The following is a 26,076-nucleotide window of genomic DNA, read 5'->3' on the forward strand; positions in this document are numbered from 1 at the left end:
CATGAAAATGGGCGGGGCAAGCCCAAGCCTGCCCCGCCCATGAGCCGATACGCGACGATTACAGCGTACGTGCGACTTCGGTCACTTCGAAGACTTCGAACTGGTCGCCTTCGACGATGTCGTTGAAGTTCTTCACCGACATACCGCACTCGAAGCCTTGCTTCACTTCCTTCACGTCGTCCTTGAAGCGCTTCAGCGATTCGAGTTCGCCCGTGAAGATCACGACGTTGTTGCGCAACACGCGCACCGACGACGAGCGCTTGACGATACCGTCCGTCACCATACAGCCGGCGACTGCACCGATCTTCGGCACCTTGAAGACCTGACGCACCTCGACCATGCCGGTGATGACTTCGCGCTTCTCCGGCGCGAGCATGCCCGACATCGCCGCCTTCACCTCATCCACTGCGTCGTAGATGATGTTGTAGTAGCGGATGTCGATGCCGTTCGACTCGGCCAGCTTGCGCGCCTGTGCATCCGCACGCGTGTTGAAGCCGATGATGACCGCCTTCGATGCCGTCGCGAGGTTGACGTCGTTTTCGCTGATGCCGCCCACCGCGCTGTGCACGATCTGCACGCGCACTTCGTCGGTCGACAGCTTGAGCAGCGACTGCACGAGCGCTTCCTGCGAGCCCTGCACGTCGGCCTTGATGATGAGCGGCAGGTTCTGCACTTCGCCTTCGCCCATCTGCTCGAGCATGCTTTCCAGCTTCGCGGCCTGCTGCTTCGCGAGCTTCACGTCGCGGAACTTGCCCTGACGGAACAGCGCGATTTCACGCGCCTTGCGCTCGTCCGGCAGCACGATCACTTCCTCGCCCGCACCCGGCACTTCCGACAGACCCTGGATTTCGACCGGAATCGACGGGCCGGCTTCCTTCGTCGGCTTGCCGTTCTCGTCGAGCATCGCGCGCACGCGGCCGTAGGCCGTACCCGCCAGCACGACGTCGCCGCGGTTCAGCGTACCGGACTGCACGAGGATCGTCGCGACCGGGCCTTTCCCCTTGTCGAGCTTCGCTTCGATCACGATACCCTTGGCCGGTGCTTCGATCGGTGCCTTCAGTTCCAGCACTTCGGCTTGCAGCAGCACGTTCTCGAGCAGATCGTCGATACCCGCGCCCGTCTTTGCCGACACCGGCACGAACGGCGAATCGCCACCGTATTCTTCCGGCACGACGCCTTCCGCGACCAGCTCCTGCTTGACGCGATCGAGGTTCGCGTCCGGCTTGTCGATCTTGTTGATCGCGACGACGATCGGCACGCCGCCCGCCTTCGCGTGGGCGATGGCTTCCTTCGTCTGCGGCATCACGCCGTCGTCGGCCGCCACCACCAGCACCACGATGTCGGTCGCCTTCGCGCCGCGTGCACGCATTGCCGTGAACGCTTCGTGACCCGGCGTATCGAGGAACGTGATGACGCCACGCGGCGTGTCGACGTGATACGCGCCGATGTGCTGCGTAATGCCGCCCGCTTCGCCCGCGGCAACCTTCGCACGGCGAATGTGGTCGAGCAGCGAGGTCTTGCCGTGGTCGACGTGACCCATGACCGTGACGACCGGCGGACGCGGCAGTTGCTCTGCATCGGTACCCGTTTCGCCTTCGACGAGCAGCGCTTCCGGATCGTCCAGCTTCGCGGCAACCGCGCGGTGGCCCAGTTCCTCGACGATGATCATCGCCGTTTCCTGGTCCAGCACCTGGTTGATCGTGACCATCTGGCCCATCTTCATCATCACCTTGATGACTTCGGAGGCCTTGATCGACATCTTGTGCGCGAGATCGGCAACCGACACGGTTTCCGGCACGTGCACTTCGCGAACGATCGGCTCGGTCGGCGCCTGGAACGTCGAGCTGTCCTGGTGACGGCCGCGACCCTTCGGGCCGCCGCGCCAGCCGCGGTCGACGCCGCCGCTCGAGTCGCCGCGCGTCTTGATGCCGCGACGCTTCGACGCGTCGTCCTGCCAGCCGCCCTTGCCGGCACCCGGCTTCTTGTTGCGGTCGCCCGCGCCTGCCGGCGCCTGCGTCGTGGCCGGTGCGGCGCCGGCCGGCTTCTTCACGGCCGGACGCGCCTGCGCGCCTTCCGGCTTCGCCGGCTTGTGCAGCGTGCCCTTCGCTTCAGCCGGCTTCGGCGGCTCGACCGGCTTCGGCGGCTCGACTGCCTTGACCACGGCCTTGCGCGGCGTGTTCATCATTTCGCGGATCGCGCGTGCTTCGGCTTCCGCCGCCGCGCGACGCTTGCTGATCTCTTCCTGCTCGGCGCGCGCCTTGTCGGCCGCCTCGCGGGCAGCGTCCTCGGCCTTCTTCGCCGCTTCGCGCTGCGCCGCACGTTCGGCGGCTGCGCGTGCTTCGTCCTGCGCGGACTGCGTCGGCGCCGTTTCCTGCTCGGCTGCGGCGGCCTGCTGGGCTGCCGCCTGCTGCGCTGCCGCGGCTTCCGCCGCGGTACGCTTCGCCGCTGCTTCTTCCTCGGCGCGACGGCGCTCGGCCTCGGCCGCTTCCTCGCGGGCGCGACGTTCGGCTTCCTCGCGTTCGAGGCGTTCCTGACGCTCGCGCAACTCCTGCGCCTGCTTCTCGAGCAGCTCGGCCTCGCGGCGCGCCTCTTCCTCGCGACGCTTCAGTTCTGCATCGTCGTCCGCTTCGGCGACCTGCGCCTGACCCTGTTCCGCACCGTCGCTCACGTCGTCGCGCTTGACGAACGTACGCTTCTTGCGAACCTCGACCTGAATGGTGCGAGCCTTGCCCGTCGCGTCAGATTGCTTGATCTCCGACGTATGCTTGCGGGTCAGCGTGATCTTGCGCTTGTCGCCGTCAGTTGCGCCGTGCGACTTGCGCAAATGATCGAGCAGACGCGCCTTGTCCGCTTCGGACAGCGCATCGTCTTCACTCGCTTTCTGGACGCCCGCTGCCTGCAGCTGTTCGAGCAGCACACCAGCAGGCATTTTCAGTTCCGCGGCAAATTGGGCTACGTTGTTACTCGCCATTCATTCCTCTTAGTGCAAGGACCGATTCCTTGCGGTTAGCATCGGGTCAGGCCATACGGCCGCCATCAAATCAGTGCGCCATGGTCATTTCTCACTGGAACCAATGTTCACGTGCTTTCATGATCAACGCCTTAGCGGCATCCTCTTCCATCCCGGTCATGTCGACCAGTTCATCTACAGCCAGTTCGGCGAGATCGTCGCGCGTCTGCACGCCGTGTTCGGCCAGCTTCGCGAGCAGCTCCGGCGTGATGCCGTCGAGGCTCTTGAGATCCAGCGCTGCGTTCTCGACCTTTTCTTCATTCGCGATGGCCATCGTCAACAGCGCGTCGCGTGCGCGGTTGCGCAGTTCGTGCACGGTGTCCTCGTCGAACGCTTCGATTTCGAGCATTTCGTTGAGCGGCACGTACGCGATCTCTTCGAGGCTCGTGAAGCCTTCGTCGATCAGGATGTCGGCAACTTCTTCGTCGACGTCGAGACGCGCCATGAACAGTGCACGCAGCCGGTCGCGCTCTTCGCCCTGCTTCAGGGCGGATTCGTCCGGCGTCATGATGTTGATCTGCCAGCCGGTCAGTTCGCCGGCAAGGCGAACGTTCTGACCGCTGCGGCCGATCGCGACAGCCAGTTCGTTCTCGTCGACGACGACGTCCATCGAATGCTTTTCTTCATCGACGACGATCGACTGGACAGCTGCCGGCGCGAGCGCGCCGATCACGAACTGGGCGGGATCCTCCGACCATAGCACGATGTCGATGTTTTCGCCACCGAGCTCGTTGCGCACGGCCTGCACGCGGGAGCCGCGGATGCCGACGCAGGTGCCGATCGGATCGATCCGCTTGTCGTACGCGATGACGCCGATCTTCGCGCGCACGCCCGGGTCACGGGCAGCCGCCTTGATCTCGAGCAGGCCCTGCTCGATTTCCGGCACTTCCATCTCGAACAGCTTCATCAGGAATTCGGGCGCCGTGCGCGACAGCTCGATCTGCGGGCCGCGCGCGGTGCGGTCGACCTTCGCGATGTACGCACGCACGCGGTCGCCCACGCGCAGGTTTTCCTTCGGGATCAGCTGATCGCGGCGCAGCAGCGCCTCGACGCGGCCCGATTCGACGATGAAGTTGCCCTTGTCGAGGCGCTTCACCGCACCCGTCATGATCTTTTCGCCACGCTCGAGATAGTCGTTCAGGATCTGCTCGCGCTCCGCGTCGCGCACCTTCTGCAGGATCACCTGCTTCGCGGCCTGCGCGCCGATGCGACCGAACTCGATCGACGGAACGGGTTCCTCGACATACTCGCCGACTTCGACGTCGGGCTTCTGCTCACGTGCTTCGAACAGCAGGATCTCGCGATCCGGCTCCTGCAAGCCTGCCTCGTCGGGCACGACGAGCCAGCGACGGAAGGTTTCGTGCTCGCCGCTTTCGCGATCGATATGGACGCGGATTTCGGCGCCTTCGTCGAACAGCTTCTTGGAAGCGGACGCGAGCGCAGCCTCGAGGGCGCCCAGCACCACATCCTTGTCGACGTTTTTCTCGCGCGCCAGCGCATCCACCAGCATCAACACTTCGCGACTCATTATTTGCGGCTCCTAAAGTCAACTTGCGGAATCAGGCGGGCTTTATCGATATCGGCCAGCGTGAAATCCAGCATGGCTGCCTCGCCCTTCTTCCCCTCAAATTCCAAACCGATCGTTTCGCCATTCGGCGCGTGCAGAATGCCCCGGTACGTCTTGCGCCCGTCCAGCGGCTTTTTCAAGGTCACGGAAACTTCGCTGCCGGCGAAGCGCTCGAAGTCGGCCAGCTTCTTCAACGGGCGGTCGAGCCCCGGGGACGAGACTTCGAGCCGTTCGTAATCGATGTTTTCGACCGTCAAGACGTGCTGGAGCTGACGCGTGACCTTTTCGCAATCTTCGAGCGAGATGCCGGCAGGCTGATCGATATAGATGCAAAGCATGCCGCGCCCGGTGCGCTCGAGATCCACCAGCTCGTAGCCGAGCCCGGTGACCGTGGTTTCTATCAGTTCCGTCAGTTGCACTGTGTCCTCTCAGGTGTTCGCGCCCGCCGCTCGCGATTACACCCGCGGGCGCGCGCCTTAGCCGGCGCAGGAAGCGCTACCCGAGATGCCTAACCGTTTCAGCAAAAAAAAATGGGCGGAACGCCCATCTTCTCTTACTGGTGGTCGCACCTGAGCCGCACATTGAATCCGTACGCCCAGCGACTCCGCGATTATAGCGATTTTTGGCGCAAACGCCAAGCCAGCCGGTAAAAGCAGCGCGTCGGCTGCCTTTACGGACCGAAAATGCGAAATCGGGCTGCCCGATCGACCGATACCACCCTACCGAACCGGCGATCGTCGTTGCCGCGGCACGCGACAACGATGCAGCCGAAACCCATCAACGCCATGCGTCGTGTCGACAAAACCGGCCGGACGCCGGCCAGGCCGACGAGCCGGCGGCTTTGCGCCGCCGTACGCCAATCAATAGGCGCTTAGCGGCTGCGCGTGCGACTGCGCTGCGGACGCTGACCGCCGCGCGGGCCGCCGTTGCCGGCGCCTTCGGCACGATTGGTGTTCGGATTGCGGTTGCCGCCACCCTTGCTGCCGCCGCGCTTGCCGCCCGCGCCATCGCGCTTGGGGCCGGCGCCATACGACGCGCGATTGCCGTCGACATCGCGACCGCCGCCGGTGCGATTGCCGTCGCGGCCGCCACCCGTACGATTGCCATCACGGCCGCCGCCCGGACGGTTACCGTAGCCCGACGGCGCAACCGGCAGGCTGCCGTAGCCGCTCAAGCCCGGCAGGCCCGGCCCGCCGCGTCGGCCACCGCCGCGACGCGGCTGGTCGAGTTGCCCGTGCGTCGTCAGCACCGGCTCGCGGCTGATGAAGCCCATCGACGTCTGCATCGGATCGGGCTGGCGACGCTCGGTCGGCGCGGCAGCGCCGCGCTTGCCCTTCTCCTCGGACGGCGCCTTCAGGCCGACGGTCGCCATCAGCTTGCGCACCTGCGCGTCGTCGAGCTCTTCCCAACGGCCACGCTTCAGGCCGCGCGGCAGCGGAATCGGGCCGTGACGCGTACGGATCAGCCGGCTCACCATCAGGCCGACCGCCTCGAACATCCGCCGCACTTCGCGGTTGCGGCCTTCGGCCAGCGCGACGTGATACCAGTGGTTCGTGCCTTCGCCGCCGCCATCGCGGATGCGCAGGAAATTCGCCGGACCGTCGTCGAGCTCGACGCCGTGCAGCAGCTTCTGCCGCATGCCTTCGGCCAGCTCGCCGACGACGCGCACCGCGTACTCGCGCTCGACGCTGTAACGCGGATGCATGAAGCGGTTCGCGAGGTCACCGGAGGTCGTCAGCATCAGCAGACCTTCGGTATTGAAGTCGAGGCGGCCCACCGCAAGCCATTTCGCCGTTTTCATCGGCGGCAGACGGTCGAACACCGACGGACGGCCTTCCGGATCCGCGTGGCTGACGATTTCGCCCGTCGGCTTGTGATACAGCAGCACGCGCGGCGGCTTGTTCGGCAGCTTGCGCTTGACCGGCTTGCCGTTGATCCGCACCTGGTCGGTCGGCATGATCCGCTGGCCGATGTGCGCGGGCTCGCCGTTCACCGACACGCGGCCGGCGACGATCAGCTCTTCCATTTCGCGGCGCGAACCCATGCCCGCTTCCGCCAGCACCTTGTGGAGCTTCGGCGCGTCGTCGTCCGGCGACAGCACGCGCTTGTTCGCAGGCTGCTGGCTGCGGCCGCGGCGCAGCATCGGCGCACGCACGCCGCTGCCGCCCGCGGAGTTGTCCGCGTCGAAGGCGGGCGACGTCACGTACGCGAACAGTTCGTCCTCGGACGCATCGCCTTCCACGGCCTTCGCCGAGCCGCCTTCGGCCTTCGGTGCACCGCGACGGCCCTGGGCGCCTTGGCCACCCTGGCCGCCCTTCGCCGCGCCTTCGCGCTTGCCGGCCGGCTTGCGACCGCCCTTGGCCGCGCCTTCCTTGCGCGGCGCACGCGCCGGCTGCGCGTCGGCAGCCTCGACCGGCTGCGCATCCGCGCCCTCGGCACCCTGCGGCTCGCCTTCGGCGCCCTTCGACTTGGCCGCCGCGCGACGCCGCGCAATCAGGCTGCGCGGGCCGCGCCGCAGACCGCGGCGGGGACGCTCGTCGCCACCCGCGGCCGAAGCATCCTGCTCCGGCGCATCGTCGGCACGCGCTGCCTGCACGGCAGGCGCGGACGATTCAATATCGTGGATATCTGTCAAAACAACCTCAAAATGTCAGGTCTCGCGCCCGGCGGGGGCGCGGCAAGAAGTTGGCCGCGATCAGGCGCGACGCTGTTTGGGTTCTGCTTCGTCGTCCGGCAGCGCGTCGGCGCCGATCGGCGCACTGGCGCTTCGTACGGCATCCGCGAGACTGTCGGACGTGTCGTCCAGCGTCTCGTCGTCCGCGGGACGGGAACGGGAGGCGTCGGCCTGATCGGCCTCGCCGGGCATGTCGCCGGCCGCTTCCGCCCCGTCTCCGGCAGCCGCTTCGGCGGCCGGCTTGCGATCTTCCTCGCTCCAATCCGCACGCTGCGGCTCGGGCTGCACACCGGTCGGCACTGCTTCGGCGCCAACCTGTTCCGTATGTTTCGTATGTTCGCGATCAGCATCGAGCGTATCGCGACCCGGAATTTCCTGCGTCGACGCGACGTCGGCCGGCACCTCGACCGACTGGCCGGCGGGCGCTTCATCCGCGAGCGCCTGCGGCACATCGGCCGCAGCATCGTCGGCCACCGGCATGTCACCGTCGAAATCCATGGCCTGCTGCGCGAGCAGCGCGGCCTCGATGTTCGCGGCCGGCTCTTCGAGCGCCGGCAGGTCGTCGAGCGCCTTCAGGCCGAGATCGTCGAGAAACTGCTTGGTCGTTGCATACAGCGCCGGACGCCCCGGCACGTCGCGATGACCGATCACCTCGATCCAGCCGCGATCCTCGAGTTGCTTGACCACCTGCGTATTGACCGTGACGCCGCGAATCTCTTCGATGTCGCCGCGCGTGACGGGCTGCCGGTACGCAATGATCGCGAGCGTTTCGAGTACCGCACGCGAATATTTCGGCGGCTTCTCGGGATGCAGGCGATCCAGATAATGACGCATCGCCGGCTTGCTCTGAAAGCGCCATCCGGTCGCCAGCGCCACCAGTTCGACACCGCGACCGGACCAATCCTGTTTCAGATCTTCGAGCAACGTGCGGACCGTGTCAGCCGACACGCCGTCGGCAAAGAGCTTGCGCAAATCGCCGAGCTTCAGCGGTTCCTGCGCGCAGATCAAAGCAGTCTCGAGGACGATCTTCGCCTCTTGGGTATTCATGCAGCTAGGCCAGACCCTGTGGTCAAACGAACCGGATCAACAAACAGACGAAAGGAACGGAAGACGCGCTCGCCCGATTCTGATCGGTCATATTGATGGGAGCACGAACCGGGGGGCGGCGAACCAACTTCAGGCCAGGCCCAAACCGGACGGAACAGCACGGCTCAACGACGGAACCGCGTGACTGAACGCCATATTACGCAAAATTGCCCGGTGCGTAAAGATGAGCGGAACAGGCCGCCGCACGGCGCGGGCGTCCGCTCCGACCCCGCTTCAGCGTGCGGCCGCGCCGTGCGCCAGGAACCGGCGCAGCCGCTCGACGCCCGCGTCGAGCCGCGCCGGATCGCACGCATAGCACCAGCGCACGAACCCTTCCCCCTCCGGGCCGAACGCGCGACCGGGCGCCAGGCCGAGCCCCGCGTCGCGCACCAGCGTCTTGCAGAACGCCAGGCTGTCGGCCGCGCCCGGCAGCCGCAGGAACAGGTACATCGCGCCCGGCGGAGGCGGCACCTCGACGCCCGGCAGCGTCCGCAGCGCGGCGACCAGGTGATCGCGCGCGTCGCGCAGCGCCGTGACGAACGACCGCACGAACGGCTCGCCGTCGCGCAACGCGACCTCGGCCGCGGCCTGCACGAAGCCCGGCGCACACGACGTGTTGTATTCGACGAGCTTCGACAGGTCGCCCATCACCGATGCCGGCGCAATCAGCCATCCGAGCCGCCAGCCCGTCATCGCCCACGCCTTCGAGAAGGAATTCACGACCACGACGCGCTCGTCGCGAGACGCGATATCGAGGAACGACGGCGCGCCGCCCTCGTCGAACGCGAGCCGCTCGTACACCTCGTCGGCGACCAGCCAGATGCCGTGACGACGGCAATGGGCGAGCACGGCCTGCTGATCGTCGCGCGACATCGTCCAGCCGGTCGGGTTGTTCGGCGAATTGATCAGCAGCATCCGCGTATCGGGCGTCAGCGCCGCGAGCAGCCGGCCGACATCGAGCTGCCAGCCCGTGTCGCCGTAGCCGAGCGGCACGCACTCGACCTGCGCTCCGAGGATCTTCGGAATCTCGACGAGATTCGGCCACAGCGGCGTGACCGCGACGACACGCTCGCCGGGCCCGACCAGCATCTGGGTAGCCAGCATCAGCGCACTCACGCCGGAACTCGTCACGGCGACCGTGTCGGCCGCCGTCGCACCGTGACGCATGCCGACATAGGCCGCGATCGCGTCGCGCAGCGGCGCCGTGCCGAGATTGTGCGTGTAGAAGGTCGCGCCGTCGCGCAGCGCCGCCGCCGCGGCGTCGCGGATGAAGTCCGGCGTCACGCGATCGGATTCGCCGAACCAGAACGGCAGCATGTCCGGCACGCCGAAGCCGGCGTTTGCGACCTCGCGGATCAGCGACGGACGCAGCGCGTGCACCGCGGTGCGCGCCGCCGGCTCATCGTTCGTCGGGAAAAAACCTGCGGAATGCGTCATCGAGAACCACCGCCCAGGAACACGATCCGCGTAGTGTACCGGCCGGCAAGCCGGACCGGCGCACGTCGGCGCACGTCAGTCGAGATCCTCGGCCCTCGCCGGCATCTGCCGCACGAGCTCCCAGATCGCCTGCGCGGCAGGCGACAACGACCGGTCGCGGCGACGCACCAGTTCGACGGTGCGTTCGGTGCGCGGCGTGAGCGGCCGTGCGACGAGCGTCGAGCCGGCGGGCAGCGGCAGCGACAGCCACGGCTGCACGCTCACGCCGACACCGGCCTCGACCAGCCCGAACACGGTCGCCGAATGCCCGAGTTCCTGCATGACCGTCGCGTTGACGCGATGCGTGGCCAGCGCCGCATCGATCAGCGGCCGGCTGCCCGACGCATGATCGAGCAGCACGAGGCGCTCGCCGTCCAGCGCCGTCCACGGCACCTCGGCCCGCGCCGCGAGCGGATGGTCGGCGCGCGCGACAAGGCAGAACGAATCGGTCATCAACGGCTCGCAGACGAGATCGGCGACCGTCAGCGGCCCGATCACGACGCCGAAGTCGACTTCGCTCGATTTCACCTTGCGCAGCACGTCGCTCTGCACGTCGTCGCGCAGGCCGAGCGTCACGAACGGGAACTGGCGCTCGCACGACGCCACCACGCGCGGCATCAGCCTGCATGCGATCGTCGGGCTTGCCGCGACGATCACGCGCCCGCGGCGCTGCTCGCCGATCTCGCGAATCTCGCGCAGCGTGTCGTCGAGATCGTCGAGCAGGCGCGACACGCTCGCGATCAGGTTCGCGCCGACGTCGGTCAGTTGCACGTCGCGCGTCGTGCGGTCGATCAGCTTCAGCCCGAGTTCGGCCTCGAGCTCGCGCACGCAACGGCTGACCGCGGACTGCGTGAGCCCGATCTCGTCACCCGCCCGACTGAAGCTCTTGAGCCGCGCGACTTCGATGAATACGCGAAGCTGGCGCAGCGTGACGTTCATGTCCTGACCTCATCAATCGTCGCTATCGATGCACGATTTTAATGCGCGAAACCGGCTTCGGTGAACCAATCCGGCACCCGTCGCACATGTTTCGCTGCGGTGCAATATGTTCGCAAACGCACGTGACATGGGCGAATTGCACAAGATTGGTGATTGTCCCGATTTGCTCACGGGTTATTTTGGCGTCTTATACGCCCCTAGCTGACTTAGCCGTTAGCTCGCTGCCAAGCGGCTCTCGAGGGATTCACCTCCGACATGGCACGCTTCGTGCATAACCTTGCGCACAGGGTGCAGGTTCGTCGGACGGAAGAGCAGAAACGCCGCTGCCGGCCAACCGGACGCCCCCACCCGGCACTCGACGATCGAGTGCTTGAAGAGTGCGCGGCGCAGGGCAGCGCACCGGAGTTAGCTTCGCTGAGGTGAGGACATGATGCTGTTCGACGATTTGAGAGATAACGAGTGGGCGCTGGTCGAGGGTCTGTTTTGCTCGGAGCCCGCACGGAGTGAGCGGCGCGGCCGTCCCCGCGTGGAAGCCCGATCGGTGGTCAACGCGGTGCTGTGGGTGCTGTCGACGGGTGAAGGCTGGTCGAAACTGCCGGGCCGCTATCCGTCCCCGCCGACCTGCCGCCGCCGCTTCGACGAATGGCAGGCGGACGGTACGCTCGCCGAAATCGTGAAACGACTCGGCACCAGCGGCCGGCAGATCTCGCTGCGCGGACGCATCGGCGCCAGTGCGGCGAAGCCGCCCGCCCCGCCGAGCCGCGACCGGCTGCGCGGCGCCTTCTGGACCAATCCGGAATCCTGGCGCGCGCCCGTCAAGATGGCGTAACGCATGCTCGATCGGGCGGCTTCGGCCGCCCGGTTTCTTTCTGCGACGCGACCTTTTTCGCGACGCATGCCTTGCCGTCGATTACCGTTGTCGTGCCGCGAAACAACTATTTACCAATATTTACAGCAAGCCTGCACTCCCGCGCTTACCTTAGCGACATATCAACAGGCCGCACTGACGGCTTGAAGGGAGCCCCGCCATGAAAACAATGTCACTGCTCGTTGCATGCGGCATTGTCGTTTCCGTGGCGCTGAGCACTCCCGTCCATGCCGACGATCGCGCGAAGCCGCCCCATCGCCAGCAGGATCACCGGAACACCTTTCGACAGCCGCCGCCCGCAAACGCGTCCAGCCGACAAACCGTGCCGCGCGGCGACTTGCGCGGCGACATCGCCAGCAACGCGCGGGCGCGAATCGGCTCACAGCCGCCGGGCGTGCCGCGTCATCCGTAGTCCTGCCAATTTCGAGATTTCGCCAAAGAAAATGCCCGCATCCGGGAACTGCACCGCATGCGACGAGTCACATCGTTGCCATGAGCACAGCGTGGCAGCAGCAAAAGTATCCGGTACGCCCGTATCCTCGTGATACGGGCTTTTTTTTGCCCCGCCGGCCTGCACGGCGATGCACGGGACGGGAGGGAGAACCGCTACAGGCGACTTTCGAGAATCGCCACGGCGCTCGCTTCGCTCAATGCGTAGTCGTCCATGCGGCGATCAGTCCAGGAAAGTAATTTCTCGTCGCGCTCGAGGCGCGAGAATTCGGCTCGGCCGCTGTCGGTCAGTATGGCGATGTCGACCGGTGCATGAAAACCCGGTGCGGGGGCAACGGTTTTCTGCCTGACCGTGTCCATCAGCCCAAGCGAACGGAGATACTCGAACACGCCCGGGCGGCGTGCCCACGGTACCTGGCGGTACTGCACTCGTCTCAATGCGTCGAGCACCGCTTCGTTGGAATACGTGGCCATCTCGATTCTTTCTTAAAGTGCAGCGACAATGCGAAGCGGCGAGCCGGGCGGGGTCTCCGCCCGCCGAAACCGCCACCGATTCTGGAGGCCGACGTTGTTCGGCGTCGCGTCAGGGCCGTATCGTCAGCCGTCCATAAAAAGACACCATACCCCAATCAAATTGATTCTGTTCGATTCATTTGTACTTCTCTTCATCGGTTTCATGCTCTGCCGCAAGCAGCGTCGAACCATTTCGATCGCCGCCGCTGCGCTGTTCTGGCTGCTGGCGACGGGCTGGCTTGCGGCGCCGCTGATCGCCTGGACCGAGGCCGGCGTCACGCCGGTCGAGCACCCCGACATGCACGGGCGAACCACGCTGATCCTCATCGGCGCCGGCACGCGCCGCACCGACACCGGATTGCAGCCGCCGCCCGACGGCGTCGCGCGCATTCACAAGGTGGCGGCGCTCTATCGCACGTGCCGGCAGCAGGCCGAACGCTGCACCGTGGTGATGTCGGGCGGCGACCCGCAGCATCACGGCGAGACCGAGGCGGCCGTCTACGGGCGCCAGCTCGTCGCGCAAGGCGTGGCGCCGGCCGACCTCGTGCTCGAACCGAACAGCCGCACCACCTACGAAAACGCGAAATTCACTGCGTCTATACTACGCTCACAGTATGACGACACGCGCATTCTCGTCACGTCGTCGTACCAGATGCGCCGGGCGCTGCTCGATTTCCGCCGTTTCGGCATCGATCCGCAGCCCGTTTACGCGAATCTCCGACGCGCGCAGACGGGCTGGCTGCCGCGCTGGCGTAATGTGGCCAACGCCGAGCAGGCGCTGCACGAGCTGGTCGGGATCGCGCAATTCCACGTGTATCGTTGGCTCGGCTGGTTTTGACGACGCCGCGAAAACCTCCGCGAAAATCGCTGCACCACCCTGGATGGCAGACGCGTGACGACGTGCGCGAAGTGTTGCGCGACTTCAACGGGGCCTTGCGTCGTGCGGCGATCCGGTGCACATTGATCCGTCACTTTTGTTACACTCGACACGCACTCGATTGCAGTCGCCAGACAAAACGGCAACACTCGGGTTCATCACCACTTAGCGGAGGTAAAGCAATGAAGAAGACGTCCCTGGCTATCCTGGTAGCGATGTCGGCGCTGACTGGCGCAGCGTATGCGCAAGAGAGCACGCAGATCCAGACCATCACCGATCCGGCCAAGATCGCCGAGATCGAGCAGCGCGCACAAGCGCTGCAACAGCAGCAAGCGGCCGAAGCGGCACAGCCGGCGGCGCAGGAAGAGCATCACCACGGCAAGAAGGCTGCGCATCACAAGGCAGCAGCGAAGAAGGCCGGCAAGAAGGCGAAGGCTGCAGACGCTGCCAGCCAGTAAGTTCGGCGGCACCGCTCCAGCGACAAGCCGAATCCGGGCAACCGGGTTCGGCTTTTTTGGTTGCGGCGCCCGCGCGCTGTGCTAAAGTCGCGCACCGAAATTTTCCACCCGTGCGCACCCCGGTGCGGAGGACAGCATGAGCAACATTCAACTCGACATCGAGTGGACCGAAGCCGCCACTCGCCAGATCAAGCAACTGATGCCCCGCGGCTCGGCCGACGCGTTTCTCGCGCTGCCACCGATCGAGTGCCTGCCGATGGAGGGCGACGTGCTGTTCCTCGGCCCGCAAGGGAAGCAGCAACCGTTCATCGTTGCCGAGCGCCAGTATCACCATGACGGCGACGCCGACTGGACGATCATCCTGATCCTCGACGTACCCAGCACGTCGCACTGACGCGCCGCCGCGACCGGACACGTCCGGTCGCCCCATCCGGCTCGACTCAGACGAGCTTCGACAGCACGCGGATTTCGGAACGCTCGATCCAGTCCGCGGCCGCTTCGCGATAAGCGAGAATATGCGCGGAACGCGCATGAGCGGCCAGCGCCTCCTCGCTCTCCCAACGCTCGACGAATACGAACCGCGCGGGCTCCTTCAGATCCCGGTGCAGGTCGTACTGCAATGCGCCGGCTTCGTTGCGGGTCGGCTCGACGATTCCCTCGAGCACGGTGCGCAGTTTTTCCTCGGCGCCCGGCTTCGCCACGATCAGCGCCACGACTGCAATTTCCGCCATTCCCGCCTCCTTCATCCGAAAAAGTCCGAGAATACGCGAATCCCGCGCCGCGCATCGGCTACGCCGAGACGGCATGACGACGGCACCAAAAAAATAGCCCGCGCTTCAGAGAAGCGCGGGCGAAACCGTCGCCCTACGAGGATAGGCGACGGGGCCATCGAGATCCCGCACGCTGGCGCGGATCATCATCTGTTGCGCCGACGCTCGTCGCGTCGGCATGTGAAGGCGTCGATACCGTTGTTCGGGCGCTCGCGGCGCATTCCCCGGACTCTGACGCCACCCTCCCTGTTCTAACGATTCCAACCTATAAAGCAGGTTGCGTGCCAGGCATCACAAACTCGACATTCCATTGATTTATAAGGACATTTTTTTAGATCGGCGACAATGTGACACGTGTTCTGTCGTCGTAACGCTCGGATGTTACGTAACGTCACGAGGCGGGGCCGGACCACTCGAACACCTGTACGCGCCGCCGAGCGGCCATGAAAAAAGCCCGCCGAATGGCGGGCTTTTCAACGGTGCGGGAAACGCCGGGATCAGCGGAGCTGATTCACGAGCAACCCCATGATCTGGCGAGCCGCCGACGACGTATCGATCGCGCCCGAATCGTCGACGACCGCGACGCGGGTTTGATCGGCCGTGAGCGCCTTCACGTTGACGCGATACTGCTTCGCCTGCTTTTCCTTCTTGCCGTGGAACAGCTGGCTCCAGAAACCCTGCTCGGCCGAGGTCAGATCCTTCGGATCGACGTAGCGCACGAAATACAGGCCCTTCGAGCGATCGCGATCGTCGACCGTGAAGTTCGCGCGATCGAGCGCGAGACCGACGTGCAGCCACGACCGGTCGTACGGCTCGCCGAGCGTGACTTCGGACGGCACGGCCGCTTCGGCCGCGTCATTGCCTTGCGCGGACGTGCGCGAGACATTCTGCGCGGCGATCGCCGCGGCAGCCTTCGACGACGCGTCGGCATCGGCCTTCTTGTCCTTCGGTACCGCGTTGTCCTTGATGTTCGCGATCGGCGGTTCACCGTTCTTCGCGCGCTGCTCGTTCTGCGCGAGCACGGCCATCAACCGCTTCAGGTATTCCGTCTCGAGCGCGGGATCGTTCGGCTTCGGTTCCCACTTGCTCGAATCGTTGTTCGCGCCGGTGATCGCCTCGCGCATCCCTTTCTGGCTGATGAACACGTAGGTGCCGCCGTTCGGCGCCGAATCGAGGCGCGTACGGTACTTGTTGCGCTCGGCCGTCACGTACGAATTGCCCATCGCCTTCGAGATCACGCTGCGGATCAGGCCGTCGTTGATCTGCGGATGGGTTTCGTTCCAGTCGGTTTCCATCACGCCCTTGTCGCGCTGGTCGACGACGAGCAGGAAGCCCTGCTCCTGCCAGAAACGGCGAACCTGCGGCCAGATCGCGGCCGGCTGCTTGCCGTCGATCACGAGCCAGCTTTCGGTGCCGTCGCGCTGGATATGCATGCCGGCCACGGCCGGCGCGACGGTGTCCAGCGCGGGCGCGGCCTGCTGGACCTGCTTGAGCGCGGACAGGGATGTCGCGCCGCCCTGGGGCGGCAGCGAACGCTGATCGGCCGTCTCGTCGAGCATGTTGGGCGGCACTGCGAGCGACGCTTCCTTCGATTTCGAATCGCTCTTGTAGTCCACTTTCGTGGGCGACGACGTACCGCAACCGGCGACGAGCGCGCCGGTGGCGAGCACTGCAGCGAACCGCATGGTAAGACGAAGATCAGTCATGTTCGGGGAATCCTCTTCCGCTAAATCACGGCGCTTTCCGTGGATCAACCTTGCATTTTACCGGGGCCGCGCTGCGATGTGCAAAAAAGCGACGGCCAAGAAAAAACCCGCGTCAGCCTGAGCCGACGCGGGTTCTTGTCTGGTCGGGGCGAGAGGATTTGAACCTCCGACCACCTGCACCCCATGCAGGTACGCTACCAGGCTGCGCTACGCCCCGAAAGAAAAAAATTATAACAGACAGTTTCCCGATTTAGAACGGGTCGCATGCATTTTGTGAATGTTCTCGTGAAATTTTTTGGCGCGATGGCGCCGATGCAAGCAATCTGCGACACCGCTCCCGCAGCGCCGTCACCGCTTGCGCGCGACGCAGATGACCGTCAGGCCGGCGACGCGATTGAAGCGGAACATCGGCAACTCGATGCGGCAGATCGTCTTGAGCAAGCCGTTGACGAATGGATGATGACGGCGCAATTGCGACGCAGGCTCGCGCGGATGCGAACGCGCCCGCTCGCCCAGTCGCAGTGCGGCCGCGAGCGGAAACGTGAGGCCGAAATAATAGGCGCCGTGCTCGACGTCGAGCCCCGCACGCCGGGCCACGCCTTCGAGGCCGCCGAGCGTATACCTGCGCTTGTGCTCGAGGAAATCGTCGTGGCCGCTCCACAGGAACTGGAACGCGGGAACCGTGATCAGGAATCGGCTGCCCGGAGGCGCACCCTTCACGTACTGCGTCAGCAGCCCGACATCGTCGTCGACATGTTCGAGCACGTCCATCAGCAACACGAGATCGGCATCGAATCGATCGACGAACCGCCGAAAGTGGATGGGCTTGCCGGCCGCCTCGCCGTCGCTGTCGTCGGCGTAGCTCGTATCGACACACCATGCTTCCGTCGCCTGCGTGCGCTCGAGCAGATGCTTCGAGAAAAAACCGGAACCCGCCCCGACGTCGAGTATCCGGTTCGCGCCCGACGCGCCGAGGAACCGGCGAATTGCGCTCGCCTTCGACGCGTAGTACCAGTGATCGCCCACCCCCGCACCCAGTACGTCGACTTCCTTCAGGTCCATGGCGCTTCCCCGTGATGGCTGCCGTGTTGTGATATCGAACCCGCCACTGATACCGATCTTACCTCGCCGCCATCATCGATCGTATCCGTCGATGCCCGGGGGCCGCGCCGCTCAGGCGTCGGGTGAAACCCGCGCCGGCCAAGGCCGGCCGCGGGTTTTCAGGGTTGCGTCGAAAGGCGCCGGCCGACGGTCCGGACAAACCAAACGACCGTTTGATCCGGCCGTCCATCCACCGCGAATCCATTGTCCGGCCGCCCGCCGGCGCGCAGCGCCCGGGCGCCCGTTGTTTGGTAACGCCGCTCTAGCGCGCTATGACACACTGCACGGCATCGACGCTCGCGCCGTGCAGTGGCGCGCGCCGCCGTCGATCAAGACAAGACATGGAGACAGACGATGCGGAATGCGGTCCGGCGCGGCCATCGCTCGCCTTTGGCAATTTTCGACTGGGTTTCCGGCCTGCAACGCACGGCCGCCCGGAGGACTCACACGCCATCCCGCGTGTTCGGCTGCGGCGCGCTGGCGCTCGCGCTGCTCTGCGCCGGGTGCGCGGAATCGGCCGCGCAGCGCGACAGCAACACGTCGATCGCGTCGACGAAGATCGAACGCACCAAGGCCGAGCGCCTTGCGCGCGAGCAGCAGATCGCACGCACCGTGCCGTCGCTCGCCTCGATCAGCCTCACGCAACCGCGCCCGTTCACGCTACGCGACTCGGGCCAGAACGGCGCGATGACGTTCCTGCGCGACGTCGATTTCCGCATCGTCAACAACCTCGGCTTCTTCATCCATCAGTTGTCGGCCACGCTCGTGCCGACGCAGGCCGGCGCGCCGATCGTATTCGACGATCCGACGAGCTTCGAGATCGACGTGCACGAAGGCACGGTCACGCTCGACAACGCGAAGCTGACCGCCCTCTTCAACACCTACATCTTCGGCTATCGCAACGCGCCGCTGCGCAAGCTCGCAGTGTCGGCCGGCGACGGCGTGATCCATCTGCAAGGCGAGATGCAGCGCGACGGCTGGGTACCGTTCTCGCTGACCGGCACGCTCGCGATCCGCGACGGCAGCCAGCTCGTGTTCCACCCGACCGGCGTGCGCGTGTCGGGCATCAACGCGCAGCCGGTGATGCGGGCGGCCAACGTGAAAATGGCCGATCTGCTGAAGGTGCAGACACCGATCGCGCAACTCGCCGGCGACGATCTCGTGATGGCGGTCGACAAGCTGATGCCGCCGCCGCGCCTGAAGCTCACGATCACCGCCGTGCGCGTGACGCCGGCGGGCCTCGACCTGAAGCTCGACGACGGCACGCATGCCGGCTTCGCGATGCCTGCGAACGCACCGCAGCAGGCGATGGTTATCCGCGGCGGCGACGTGAAATTCATGCGCTCGATGCCGATGAATGCGGACATCCTGATCGGCCCGGTCGACGCGTCGAAGCGCGACCAGACGTTCGTGTTCGACCTGTATCACTATCGCGACCAGGTATCGGCCGGCTACTTCAACTTCGACGAAAGCGGCGCGATGGCGATCCGGATGCCGTCGTATACGGGCCCGGCCAGCGGCGCGCTGCTCGGCAACGCCGCGGCGCGCCTGAACGACAGCTTCCTCGCCGCGCAGCAGAATGCGCTGCGCGACGTGCGGCAGCACTGGGAAGCGTACGCGCTCGCGGCGGACGCGATGCGGCCGGGCATGCAGAAGGTCGCGATGCGGCGCACGTCGACGACGCCGTTCAACGAACGGCACGTGTCGAACCGCAACCCGACGATCCACCTGCGCAACGTCGATTTCAACCTGTCCGGCGATATCGGCTTTCATGTCGAGGATCTCGACGTCGAACTCGTATCGAAGCGCCCGGGCGAACCCGTGGATCTCGACGACCCCAACCAGTACGACATCTGCATTCTCGGCGGCACGGTCGTCGAGTCGTGGAAGGCGATGTCGGCGCTGTTCAACAACTACCTGCTCGACTATTCGCCGCGCTCGCTGAACGACCTGCAACTGAGCGCGGACGGCCAGAACTTGCGCGTCCAGGGCGGCATCAAGCTGTGGAATCACGTACCGGGCGTCTGGCTGCCGACCGACATGAAGGGCTCGCTGACGGTGCTCGACGACCGGCATCTCGCATTCAAGCCGTCGCAGGTGTCGGTGCTCGGCATCCCGCAGGCGACGCTGCTGCGCTCGCTCGGCATCGAGCTCGCGTCGCTGACGCCGTTGCAGCGGCGCGGCGCGGAACTGCGCGGCGACACCCTCGTGCTCGACCAGTACACCGTGTTCCCGCCGCCCGTGCTGAACGGCAAGCTCGGCCAGGCGACGGTCGAGCGCGACGGATTGCGTCTCACGTTCCGGCGCGCGGCGGGCGCGCCCGCGCCGAAGCGGCCGCAGATCGACGCGCCGAGCTACATGTGGATGGAAGGCGGTGACATGAAGATGTTCAACGTGCTCGAACTGAACGTGCGCGCGCTGATCCGGAATTCGGCCGAGGCCGGCCCGATGCGGTTCGACCTGTACGGGTACCGCGGCCAGGTCGCGCAGGGCTCGGTGCGGATGCTGCCGGACGGCACGCTGGTCGTCGACATGGGGCAGAAGAATCCGCTCGCGTCGCGCTGATCCGCGTGCAAGACACGCATGAAAAAAGCCCGGTGGCAGGTGGCCAACCGGGCTTTTCAATGCATCCTGCACGCCGGGCGCTCAGTCGTGTTTCAGTCCGTCGATCACGTCCAGCAACGCCTGCCGCAACGCGATGACGTCGACGGTTGCGCCGCCCTTGCCCGCCTCGCGCGCATCGGCGGCCTGCGCGTCGGATTCGACCGGCTCCGCCGCAGCCCGCTCGCTGCCCGGCGAATCGAGCCGGTTGCGCGCGCCGTTGATCGTGAAGCCCTGCTCGTACAGCAACTCGCGAATCCGCCGGATCAGCAGCACTTCGTGATGCTGGTAATACCGCCGGTTGCCGCGCCGCTTCACCGGCCGCAGCTGAGTGAATTCCTGTTCCCAGTAACGCAGCACATGTGGCTTGACCCCGCACAGTTCGCTGACTTCGCCGATCGTGAAGTAGCGCTTCGCGGGAATCGGAGGCAAGACGACTTTCTCAACCGTAGTGGTCATCGTCGGTTAACCGTCGGTAAGGGTGCGCGGCGGCCGCGCGGGGCGTGGGCGCGCGTATTACTCCGCGCCGTTTTCGACCAGCGCCTTCAGCTTCTGGCTCGCGTGGAAGGTTACCACCCGGCGGGCCGCGATCGGAATCGCCTCGCCCGTCTTCGGATTGCGGCCCGGACGCTGCGGCTTGTCGCGCAGCTGGAAATTGCCGAACCCCGACAGCTTGACGCTTTCGCCGTTTTCGAGCGCATCGCGGATCACTTCGAAAAACGCTTCGACCATGTCCTTCGCTTCACGCTTGTTCAGCCCGACGCTGTCGAACAGCAGCTCCGCCAGTTCCGCCTTCGTCAGCGTCGGCGTCTCGGTGGACGCCGGCGCCGAAGCGTCGCGGTTCATGGCGCTGCGTTGCGCCGTCAGGAGGGCTTCGAATTCACTCGAGGTCATGTCGTTCATATCTGCCATACAGCGCGTTGAATCAAAACTTACGATGGAAACAAGCCGCCCGCGAACGGGCCGGCCCTCTCCTTAGCCGCGCAGGCGCGCACCGGCACGAGCCATCCGCTCGACCAGCGTCTGGATCGCCTGATCGACGACCTCGTCCTGCAGCGTGCCAGCCGCGTCCTGCAGCGTCACGCGGAAGGCAAGGCTCTTCTCGTTCGCGGCAAGACCACCGGAAGTATTTGATTTTGCACGAAATTCGTCGAAGAGTACAACCTTCTGAACGAATCGGCAGGCCTCTTCGGCAAGCGCCTTCTTCATTTCGTCGAAAAGTGCCTGAACCTCGACCGCCTGATCGACGACAACAGCGATATCGCGACGGACCGGCGGGAATTTCGACACGTCGGTCGGCGCGGGCAGCGCACGTGCAATCAGCGCGTCCGCGTCGATCTCGAACATCACCGGCGCGTTCGGCAGCTCGTACTTCTGCATCAGGCGCGGATGCAGCTCGCCGATCCAGCCGACCGCACGGCCATCGACCTCGATGCGCGCGCTGCGGCCCGGATGGAGGGCCGGATGCTCGGCCTTCACGAAGCGCGCAGCCGCGGGCGCGAGCAGCGCCTCGAGATCGCCCTTCACGTCGAAGAAATCGACCGCGCGGGTCGCCACGCCCCACTGCTCGTCGAATGCCGGACCGTACGCCAGCGCGCCGACGCGCTTCGGCTGCGCGTGACCTTCGACCGCCAGCTCGCCGGCCTTCACCGACGGATCGGCGACGAACACGCGGCCCGATTCGAACACGCGCACACGATCGGCTCGGCGGTTCAGGTTGTGGCGCAGCACGGCGATCAGGCTGCCGAACAGCGTCGTGCGCATGACCGAAAGCTGGCTCGCGATCGGGTTCAGCAGCCGGATCGGGTTGTCGTTGCCCGCGAAATCCTGCTCCCACTCCGCATCGACGAAGCTGAAGTTGACGGTTTCCGCGTAGTCGCGCGCGGCGAGCGCGTGACGGATGTCGTGGATCGAACGCCGCGTCTCGTGGGTCGCGCGCATTTCGCTCGTCGCGACCGGCGGCCGCGCCGGAATCTTCTCGAAGCCGTAGATGCGCGCCACTTCCTCGATCAGGTCTTCCTCGATCTCGATGTCGAACCGATGCGACGGCGGCGTGACGAGGAACGCATCGTCTTCACGCTCGAACGGCAGGCCGAGGCGCGTGAAGATGTTCGCGATCTCGTCGGCGTCGATCTTCACGCCGATGATGCGGTTCGCGCGCAACACGCGCATCTTCACCGGCGCGCGCTGCGGCAGGTTCACCGCCTGATCGTCGACCGGCCCGGCCTTGCCGCCGCAGATGTCGAGGATCAGTTGCGTGATGCGCTCGACGTGCTCGACGGTCGTCGCGTAATCGACGCCGCGCTCGAAGCGATGGGCCGCATCGGTCGAGAAGTTGTACTTGCGCGCGCGGCCGCGGATGCTGTCCGGCCACCAGAACGCGGCTTCCAGGTAGATGTTGGTCGTATCGAGCGTGACGGCCGTGCTGTCGCCGCCCATGATGCCGGCCAGGCTTTCGACCTGCCGGTCGTCCGCAATCACGCCGACCGTTTCGTCGAGTTCGACCGTGTTGCCGTTGAGCAGCTTCAGCGATTCGCCGCGCTTGCCCCAGCGCACCTCGATGCCGCCGTGGATCTTGTCGAGATCGAACACGTGCGACGGGCGGCCGAGTTCGAACATCACGTAGTTCGAGATGTCGACGAGCGCGGACACGCTGCGCTGGCCCGAACGCTCGAGGCGCTCGACCATCCATTGCGGCGTCTTCGCGTGCGCGTTCACGCCGCGGATCACGCGACCCGAGAAGCGGCCGCACAGATCGGGCGCGGCAATGCGCACCGGCAGCGTTTCGTCGAGCTCGACGTTCACCGGGCGGATGTCGACCGGCGTCAGCGGCGCGCCGGTGATCGCGGCCGTCTCGCGCGCGATCCCGAACACCGACAGGCAATCGGCCTTGTTCGGCGTCAGCTTGATTTCGAAGATCGTGTCGTCGAGATTGAGGGTCTCGCGGATGTCCTGGCCGATCGGCGTGTCTTCCGGCAGGATCAGCAGCCCGCTGTGATCCTCGGACAATTTCAGCTCGCGCGCCGAGCACAGCATCCCCTGGCTCTCCACGCCGCGCAGCTTCGACAGCTTGATCGCGAACGGCTTGCCGCCCTCTTCCGCCGGCGGCAGTTCCGCGCCGACCAGCGCGACCGGCACCTTGATGCCGGGCGCGACGTTCGGTGCGCCGCAGACGATGTTCAGCGTCGCGCCGGTGCCGGCGTCGACCTGGCAGACATTGAGCTTGTCCGCATCCGGATGCTTGACGACTTCGAGCACGCGGCCGACGACGATCTTCGACGTCGGCGGCGCAGCCTTGCTCAGCGATTCGACTTCGAGCCCCGCCATCGTCAGCGCGTGCGACAGTGCGTCGGTCGTCAGCTGCGGGTCGACAAAGGTTCTCAACCAGGATTCAGGGAATTGCATGGATGTCTACGTTCGAAACAGGTTAGATCGACGCCCGGGCCCCTCGGAAACGTCCGTCGGGGCGTGCGCGGGCACAGGTCGGCGCGGCGAGCGGCGTTATGCGAACTGGCGCAGGAAACGCAGGTCGTTCTCGAAGAACAGCCGGAGATCCTGGACGCCGTAGCGCAGCATCGTCAGGCGCTCGAGGCCGCTGCCGAACGCGAAACCGATGTAGCGCTCGGGGTCGAGGCCCATGTTGCGGATCACGGTCGGATGCACCTGCCCCGAGCCGGAAATTTCGAGCCACTTGCCGGCGTTCTTGCCTTGCTCGAACATCATGTCGATCTCGGCCGACGGTTCCGTGAACGGGAAATACGACGGACGGAAGCGCACGAGGATGTCGTCGCGCTCGAAGAATTTTTTCAGGAAGTCGGTATAGACGCCCTTGAGGTCGGCGAAGCTGATGTTTTCGTCGATCCACAGCCCCTCGACCTGATTGAACATCGGCGAGTGGGTCGCATCGCTGTCGACGCGATACGTGCGGCCCGGCGCGATCACCTTGATCGGCGGACGGTTCATGCGCGCATAACGCACCTGCATCGGGCTCGTGTGCGTGCGCAGCAGCAGCTGGCGACCGTCGGCATCCTTGCCTTCGACGTAGAAGGTGTCCTGCATCGAACGCGCCGGATGGTTCTCCGGGCTGTTCAGCGACGTGAAGTTGTACCAGTCGGTCTCGATTTCGGGGCCGTCGGCCACATCGAAACCGATCGAGCCGAAAATCTGTTCGACACGCTCCCACGTGCGCATCACCGGGTGCAGGCTGCCTGCGCCGGCGCCACGGCCCGGCAACGTCACGTCGATCGCTTCGGCAGTGAGGCGCTGATTCAGCAGCGCGTCGGCCAGTGCCTGGCGACGGGCGGTGAGCGCGGCTTCAACCTGCTGCTTCGCGACGTTGATGCGTGCGCCTTCGGTCTTGCGTGCTTCGGGATCGAGCTTGCCGAGGCCCTTCAGCAACTCGGTCAGCGCACCCGATTTGCCGAGAAATCGCGCTTTCTCGTTTTCGAGCGTGGTGATGTCGGCAGCCTGTTCGAAGGACTGCTGCGCGTCGGCGACAATCTGGTCCAGATCCATAGATCCCATCATTTCCAACGTCATTCGGTCTTGGCGAGCGAAACCGCCCACCAAACAAAAAAGGGGCTCGGAAGAGCCCCGTTTTCGCTGCAGCGGCCGAGACTACCGGAACCTCGCTGCAACTAACCACGCAGTGCTAATTTCGCAATTAGGCTGCAACGGCGGCTTTCACCTGCTTGACGATCGCAGCAAAAGCAGCCTTGTCGAACACCGCCATGTCGGCCAGGACCTTACGGTCGAGTTCGATCGACGCCTTCTTCAGGCCGTTGATGAACACGCTGTAGGTCATGTCGTGCTGGCGAACTGCCGCGTTGATACGCGTGATCCACAGTGCGCGGAACACACGCTTCTTGTTGCGGCGATCGCGGTACGCGTACTGACCAGCGCGCATCACCGCCTGCTTGGCGATGCGGTAGACGTTATTGCGGCGGCCGCGATAACCCTTGGCCAGGTTGATGATCTTCTTGTGGCGGGCCCGTGCGGTTACCCCACGTTTGACTCGAGGCATGTTTCTCTCCTTGGAGTATCGGTTGAGGGGTTACGCGAACGGGAGCATCGCGCGGACGGAGTTCAGATCGGAATCATGAACTGCCGTTGCGCCGCGCAGATGGCGCTTGTTCTTCGTGGTTTTCTTGGTCAGGATGTGGCGCTTGAAGGCTTGACCGCGCTTGACGGTACCGCCCGGACGCACCACGAAGCGCTTTGCAGCGCTCTTCTTGGTCTTCATCTTAGGCATGACGAACAACTCCAGTTTATTAGATGGCGATGGGTGTGCGGTTGGCTTGCGCCCTTGACCCGCCCTTCGAAACCCAACTCCACTTGTGTACGGCGACCCGCTTGCGCAGCCGCCGTCATTGTTGGCGCGCCGCCCTGACCGGGCAACGCACCGAACCACTGTCGAACCTGCGCGCGATGCGCGCGGGCCCGTTACTTCTTTTTCTTCGGCGAGAGCACCATGATCATCTGGCGCCCTTCCATCTTCGGCATCTGCTCGACCTGGCCGACTTCCTCGAGATCCGTGCGCAGACGCTCAAGCATCCGCATACCGATTTCCTGGTGAGCCATTTCGCGGCCGCGGAAACGCAACGTGATCTTCGTCTTGTCGCCCTCTTCGAGGAAGCGCACGAGATTGCGGAGCTTGACGTTGTAATCCCCGTCATCGGTACCCGGGCGGAACTTGACTTCCTTCACCTGGATGACCTTCTGCTTCAGCTTCGCTTCGTGCTGCTTCTTCGATTCCTGGTACTTGAACTTGCCGTAATCCATCAGACGGCAAACCGGGGGAACCGCTTGCGGCGCGATTTCCACCAGGTCAACATCCAGTTCTTCCGATTTACGGAAAGCATCAGCGAGTTTTACGATACCGAGCGGTTCGTTCTCGAGCCCGACCAGACGCACTTCCGGCGCATTGATTTCACCGTTGATGCGATGCGACGACTTATCAGTAGCGATGTTACGTTTCCTC

At 65.2% G+C, this 26,076-nt stretch carries 23 protein-coding genes, 1 tRNA gene and 1 pseudogene; 6 read left to right on the forward strand and 19 right to left on the reverse strand.

Annotated elements, in window-relative coordinates; genetic code table 11:
* Window positions 1-58: 58 nt before the first annotated feature.
* From infB to HWX03_RS23610, 7 genes are all read right to left on the reverse strand, one after another.
* Window positions 59-2,971: a translation initiation factor IF-2 gene (infB, locus tag HWX03_RS23580; RefSeq protein WP_175872848.1), complete on the reverse strand. Its 2,913-nt coding sequence runs from the start codon at window positions 2,969-2,971 to the stop codon at window positions 59-61.
* Window positions 2,972-3,062: 91 nt separating this feature from the next.
* On the reverse strand, window positions 3,063-4,538 hold the full coding sequence (nusA, locus tag HWX03_RS23585) for a transcription termination factor NusA (RefSeq protein WP_174429487.1): 1,476 nt from the start codon (window positions 4,536-4,538) through the stop codon (window positions 3,063-3,065).
* Window positions 4,538-4,996 (reverse strand): ribosome maturation factor RimP, encoded by a 459-nt coding sequence (gene rimP, locus HWX03_RS23590; RefSeq protein WP_011351796.1) that lies wholly within the window; start codon window positions 4,994-4,996, stop codon window positions 4,538-4,540. The genes nusA and rimP overlap by 1 nt, the downstream gene beginning before the upstream one ends.
* A gap of 452 nt (window positions 4,997-5,448) precedes the next feature.
* On the reverse strand, window positions 5,449-7,212 hold the full coding sequence (gene rluB, locus HWX03_RS23595) for a 23S rRNA pseudouridine(2605) synthase RluB (RefSeq protein ID WP_175872849.1): 1,764 nt from the start codon (window positions 7,210-7,212) through the stop codon (window positions 5,449-5,451).
* A 60-nt stretch (window positions 7,213-7,272) separates the two neighbouring features.
* Window positions 7,273-8,298, reverse strand: a complete 1,026-nt coding sequence (gene scpB, locus HWX03_RS23600) for an SMC-Scp complex subunit ScpB (RefSeq protein ID WP_175872850.1) — start codon at window positions 8,296-8,298, stop codon at window positions 7,273-7,275.
* Between the two features lie 273 nt (window positions 8,299-8,571).
* A complete protein-coding gene (locus tag HWX03_RS23605) occupies window positions 8,572-9,774 on the reverse strand; it encodes a pyridoxal phosphate-dependent aminotransferase (protein WP_175872851.1) in 1,203 nt (400 codons plus the stop codon).
* A 75-nt stretch (window positions 9,775-9,849) separates the two neighbouring features.
* Window positions 9,850-10,752, reverse strand: a complete 903-nt coding sequence (locus tag HWX03_RS23610; protein ID WP_012328377.1) for a LysR family transcriptional regulator — start codon at window positions 10,750-10,752, stop codon at window positions 9,850-9,852.
* 430 nt (window positions 10,753-11,182) lie between these two features.
* Between HWX03_RS23610 and HWX03_RS23615 the strand changes: the two are divergent.
* Window positions 11,183-11,569, forward strand: a pseudogene (locus HWX03_RS23615) (transposase); the annotation flags it as partial.
* Between the two features lie 211 nt (window positions 11,570-11,780).
* Window positions 11,781-12,032, forward strand: a complete 252-nt coding sequence (locus tag HWX03_RS37005; RefSeq protein WP_244107156.1) for a hypothetical protein — start codon at window positions 11,781-11,783, stop codon at window positions 12,030-12,032.
* A gap of 194 nt (window positions 12,033-12,226) precedes the next feature.
* On the opposite strand, the gene HWX03_RS23620 is transcribed toward HWX03_RS37005, so the two are convergent.
* The gene (locus tag HWX03_RS23620; RefSeq protein ID WP_059234696.1) at window positions 12,227-12,544 is read right to left on the reverse strand and encodes a hypothetical protein; all 318 of its coding nucleotides are present in this window, start codon (window positions 12,542-12,544) and stop codon (window positions 12,227-12,229) included.
* Window positions 12,545-12,704: 160 nt separating this feature from the next.
* Between HWX03_RS23620 and HWX03_RS23625 the strand changes: the two genes are divergently transcribed.
* The 3 genes from HWX03_RS23625 to HWX03_RS23635 all read left to right on the forward strand — a co-directional run bounded on the left by HWX03_RS23625 (window position 12,705) and on the right by HWX03_RS23635 (window position 14,312).
* On the forward strand, window positions 12,705-13,421 hold the full coding sequence (locus HWX03_RS23625; RefSeq protein WP_175872852.1) for a YdcF family protein: 717 nt from the start codon (window positions 12,705-12,707) through the stop codon (window positions 13,419-13,421).
* A 221-nt stretch (window positions 13,422-13,642) separates the two neighbouring features.
* Window positions 13,643-13,918, forward strand: coding sequence for a hypothetical protein (locus tag HWX03_RS23630; RefSeq protein ID WP_006486101.1), 276 nt, complete (start codon window positions 13,643-13,645; stop codon window positions 13,916-13,918).
* Window positions 13,919-14,054: 136 nt separating this feature from the next.
* On the forward strand, window positions 14,055-14,312 hold the full coding sequence (locus tag HWX03_RS23635; protein WP_011351788.1) for a hypothetical protein: 258 nt from the start codon (window positions 14,055-14,057) through the stop codon (window positions 14,310-14,312).
* 46 nt (window positions 14,313-14,358) lie between these two features.
* On the opposite strand, the gene HWX03_RS23640 is transcribed toward HWX03_RS23635, so the two are convergent.
* The 4 genes from HWX03_RS23640 to HWX03_RS23655 all read right to left on the reverse strand — a co-directional run bounded on the left by HWX03_RS23640 (window position 14,359) and on the right by HWX03_RS23655 (window position 17,456).
* Window positions 14,359-14,649, reverse strand: a complete 291-nt coding sequence (locus HWX03_RS23640; RefSeq protein WP_027810280.1) for a putative quinol monooxygenase — start codon at window positions 14,647-14,649, stop codon at window positions 14,359-14,361.
* A gap of 536 nt (window positions 14,650-15,185) precedes the next feature.
* Entirely contained in the window at window positions 15,186-16,394 is a 1,209-nt protein-coding gene (bamC, locus tag HWX03_RS23645) for an outer membrane protein assembly factor BamC (RefSeq protein WP_175872853.1), read from the reverse strand.
* A gap of 140 nt (window positions 16,395-16,534) precedes the next feature.
* Window positions 16,535-16,611 (reverse strand) — tRNA-Pro (locus HWX03_RS23650).
* 131 nt (window positions 16,612-16,742) lie between these two features.
* Window positions 16,743-17,456 carry a methyltransferase domain-containing protein gene (locus tag HWX03_RS23655; protein WP_175819972.1) on the reverse strand — a complete coding sequence of 238 codons (714 nt, stop codon included), beginning with the start codon at window positions 17,454-17,456 and terminating at the stop codon, window positions 16,743-16,745.
* Between the two features lie 393 nt (window positions 17,457-17,849).
* Here HWX03_RS23655 and HWX03_RS23660 point away from each other — a divergent pair, with 393 nt between their 5' ends.
* The gene (locus HWX03_RS23660) at window positions 17,850-20,060 is read left to right on the forward strand and encodes a hypothetical protein (protein ID WP_175872854.1); all 2,211 of its coding nucleotides are present in this window, start codon (window positions 17,850-17,852) and stop codon (window positions 20,058-20,060) included.
* A gap of 81 nt (window positions 20,061-20,141) precedes the next feature.
* Here HWX03_RS23660 and HWX03_RS23665 read toward each other — a convergent pair whose 3' ends face one another.
* The 7 genes from HWX03_RS23665 to infC all read right to left on the reverse strand — a co-directional run bounded on the left by HWX03_RS23665 (window position 20,142) and on the right by infC (window position 26,063).
* Complete coding sequence (locus HWX03_RS23665) at window positions 20,142-20,555, reverse strand: MerR family transcriptional regulator (RefSeq protein ID WP_175872855.1); 414 nt, start codon at window positions 20,553-20,555, stop codon at window positions 20,142-20,144.
* Between the two features lie 57 nt (window positions 20,556-20,612).
* Complete coding sequence (locus HWX03_RS23670) at window positions 20,613-20,999, reverse strand: integration host factor subunit alpha (RefSeq protein ID WP_006486093.1); 387 nt, start codon at window positions 20,997-20,999, stop codon at window positions 20,613-20,615.
* A 72-nt stretch (window positions 21,000-21,071) separates the two neighbouring features.
* Window positions 21,072-23,501 carry a phenylalanine--tRNA ligase subunit beta gene (gene pheT, locus HWX03_RS23675; protein WP_175872856.1) on the reverse strand — a complete coding sequence of 810 codons (2,430 nt, stop codon included), beginning with the start codon at window positions 23,499-23,501 and terminating at the stop codon, window positions 21,072-21,074.
* 96 nt (window positions 23,502-23,597) lie between these two features.
* On the reverse strand, window positions 23,598-24,611 hold the full coding sequence (gene pheS / locus HWX03_RS23680; RefSeq protein WP_006486107.1) for a phenylalanine--tRNA ligase subunit alpha: 1,014 nt from the start codon (window positions 24,609-24,611) through the stop codon (window positions 23,598-23,600).
* Between the two features lie 148 nt (window positions 24,612-24,759).
* The gene (rplT, locus tag HWX03_RS23685) at window positions 24,760-25,119 is read right to left on the reverse strand and encodes a 50S ribosomal protein L20 (protein WP_004192938.1); all 360 of its coding nucleotides are present in this window, start codon (window positions 25,117-25,119) and stop codon (window positions 24,760-24,762) included.
* Window positions 25,120-25,149: 30 nt separating this feature from the next.
* On the reverse strand, window positions 25,150-25,347 hold the full coding sequence (rpmI, locus tag HWX03_RS23690; RefSeq protein WP_004191477.1) for a 50S ribosomal protein L35: 198 nt from the start codon (window positions 25,345-25,347) through the stop codon (window positions 25,150-25,152).
* A 191-nt stretch (window positions 25,348-25,538) separates the two neighbouring features.
* Window positions 25,539-26,063: a translation initiation factor IF-3 gene (gene infC / locus HWX03_RS23695; protein WP_174390844.1), complete on the reverse strand. Its 525-nt coding sequence runs from the start codon at window positions 26,061-26,063 to the stop codon at window positions 25,539-25,541.
* Window positions 26,064-26,076 lie beyond the last annotated feature (13 nt).

It is taken from the genome of Burkholderia sp. BCC0397, assembly GCF_902832865.1.
Classification (GTDB): Bacteria; Pseudomonadota; Gammaproteobacteria; order Burkholderiales; family Burkholderiaceae; genus Burkholderia.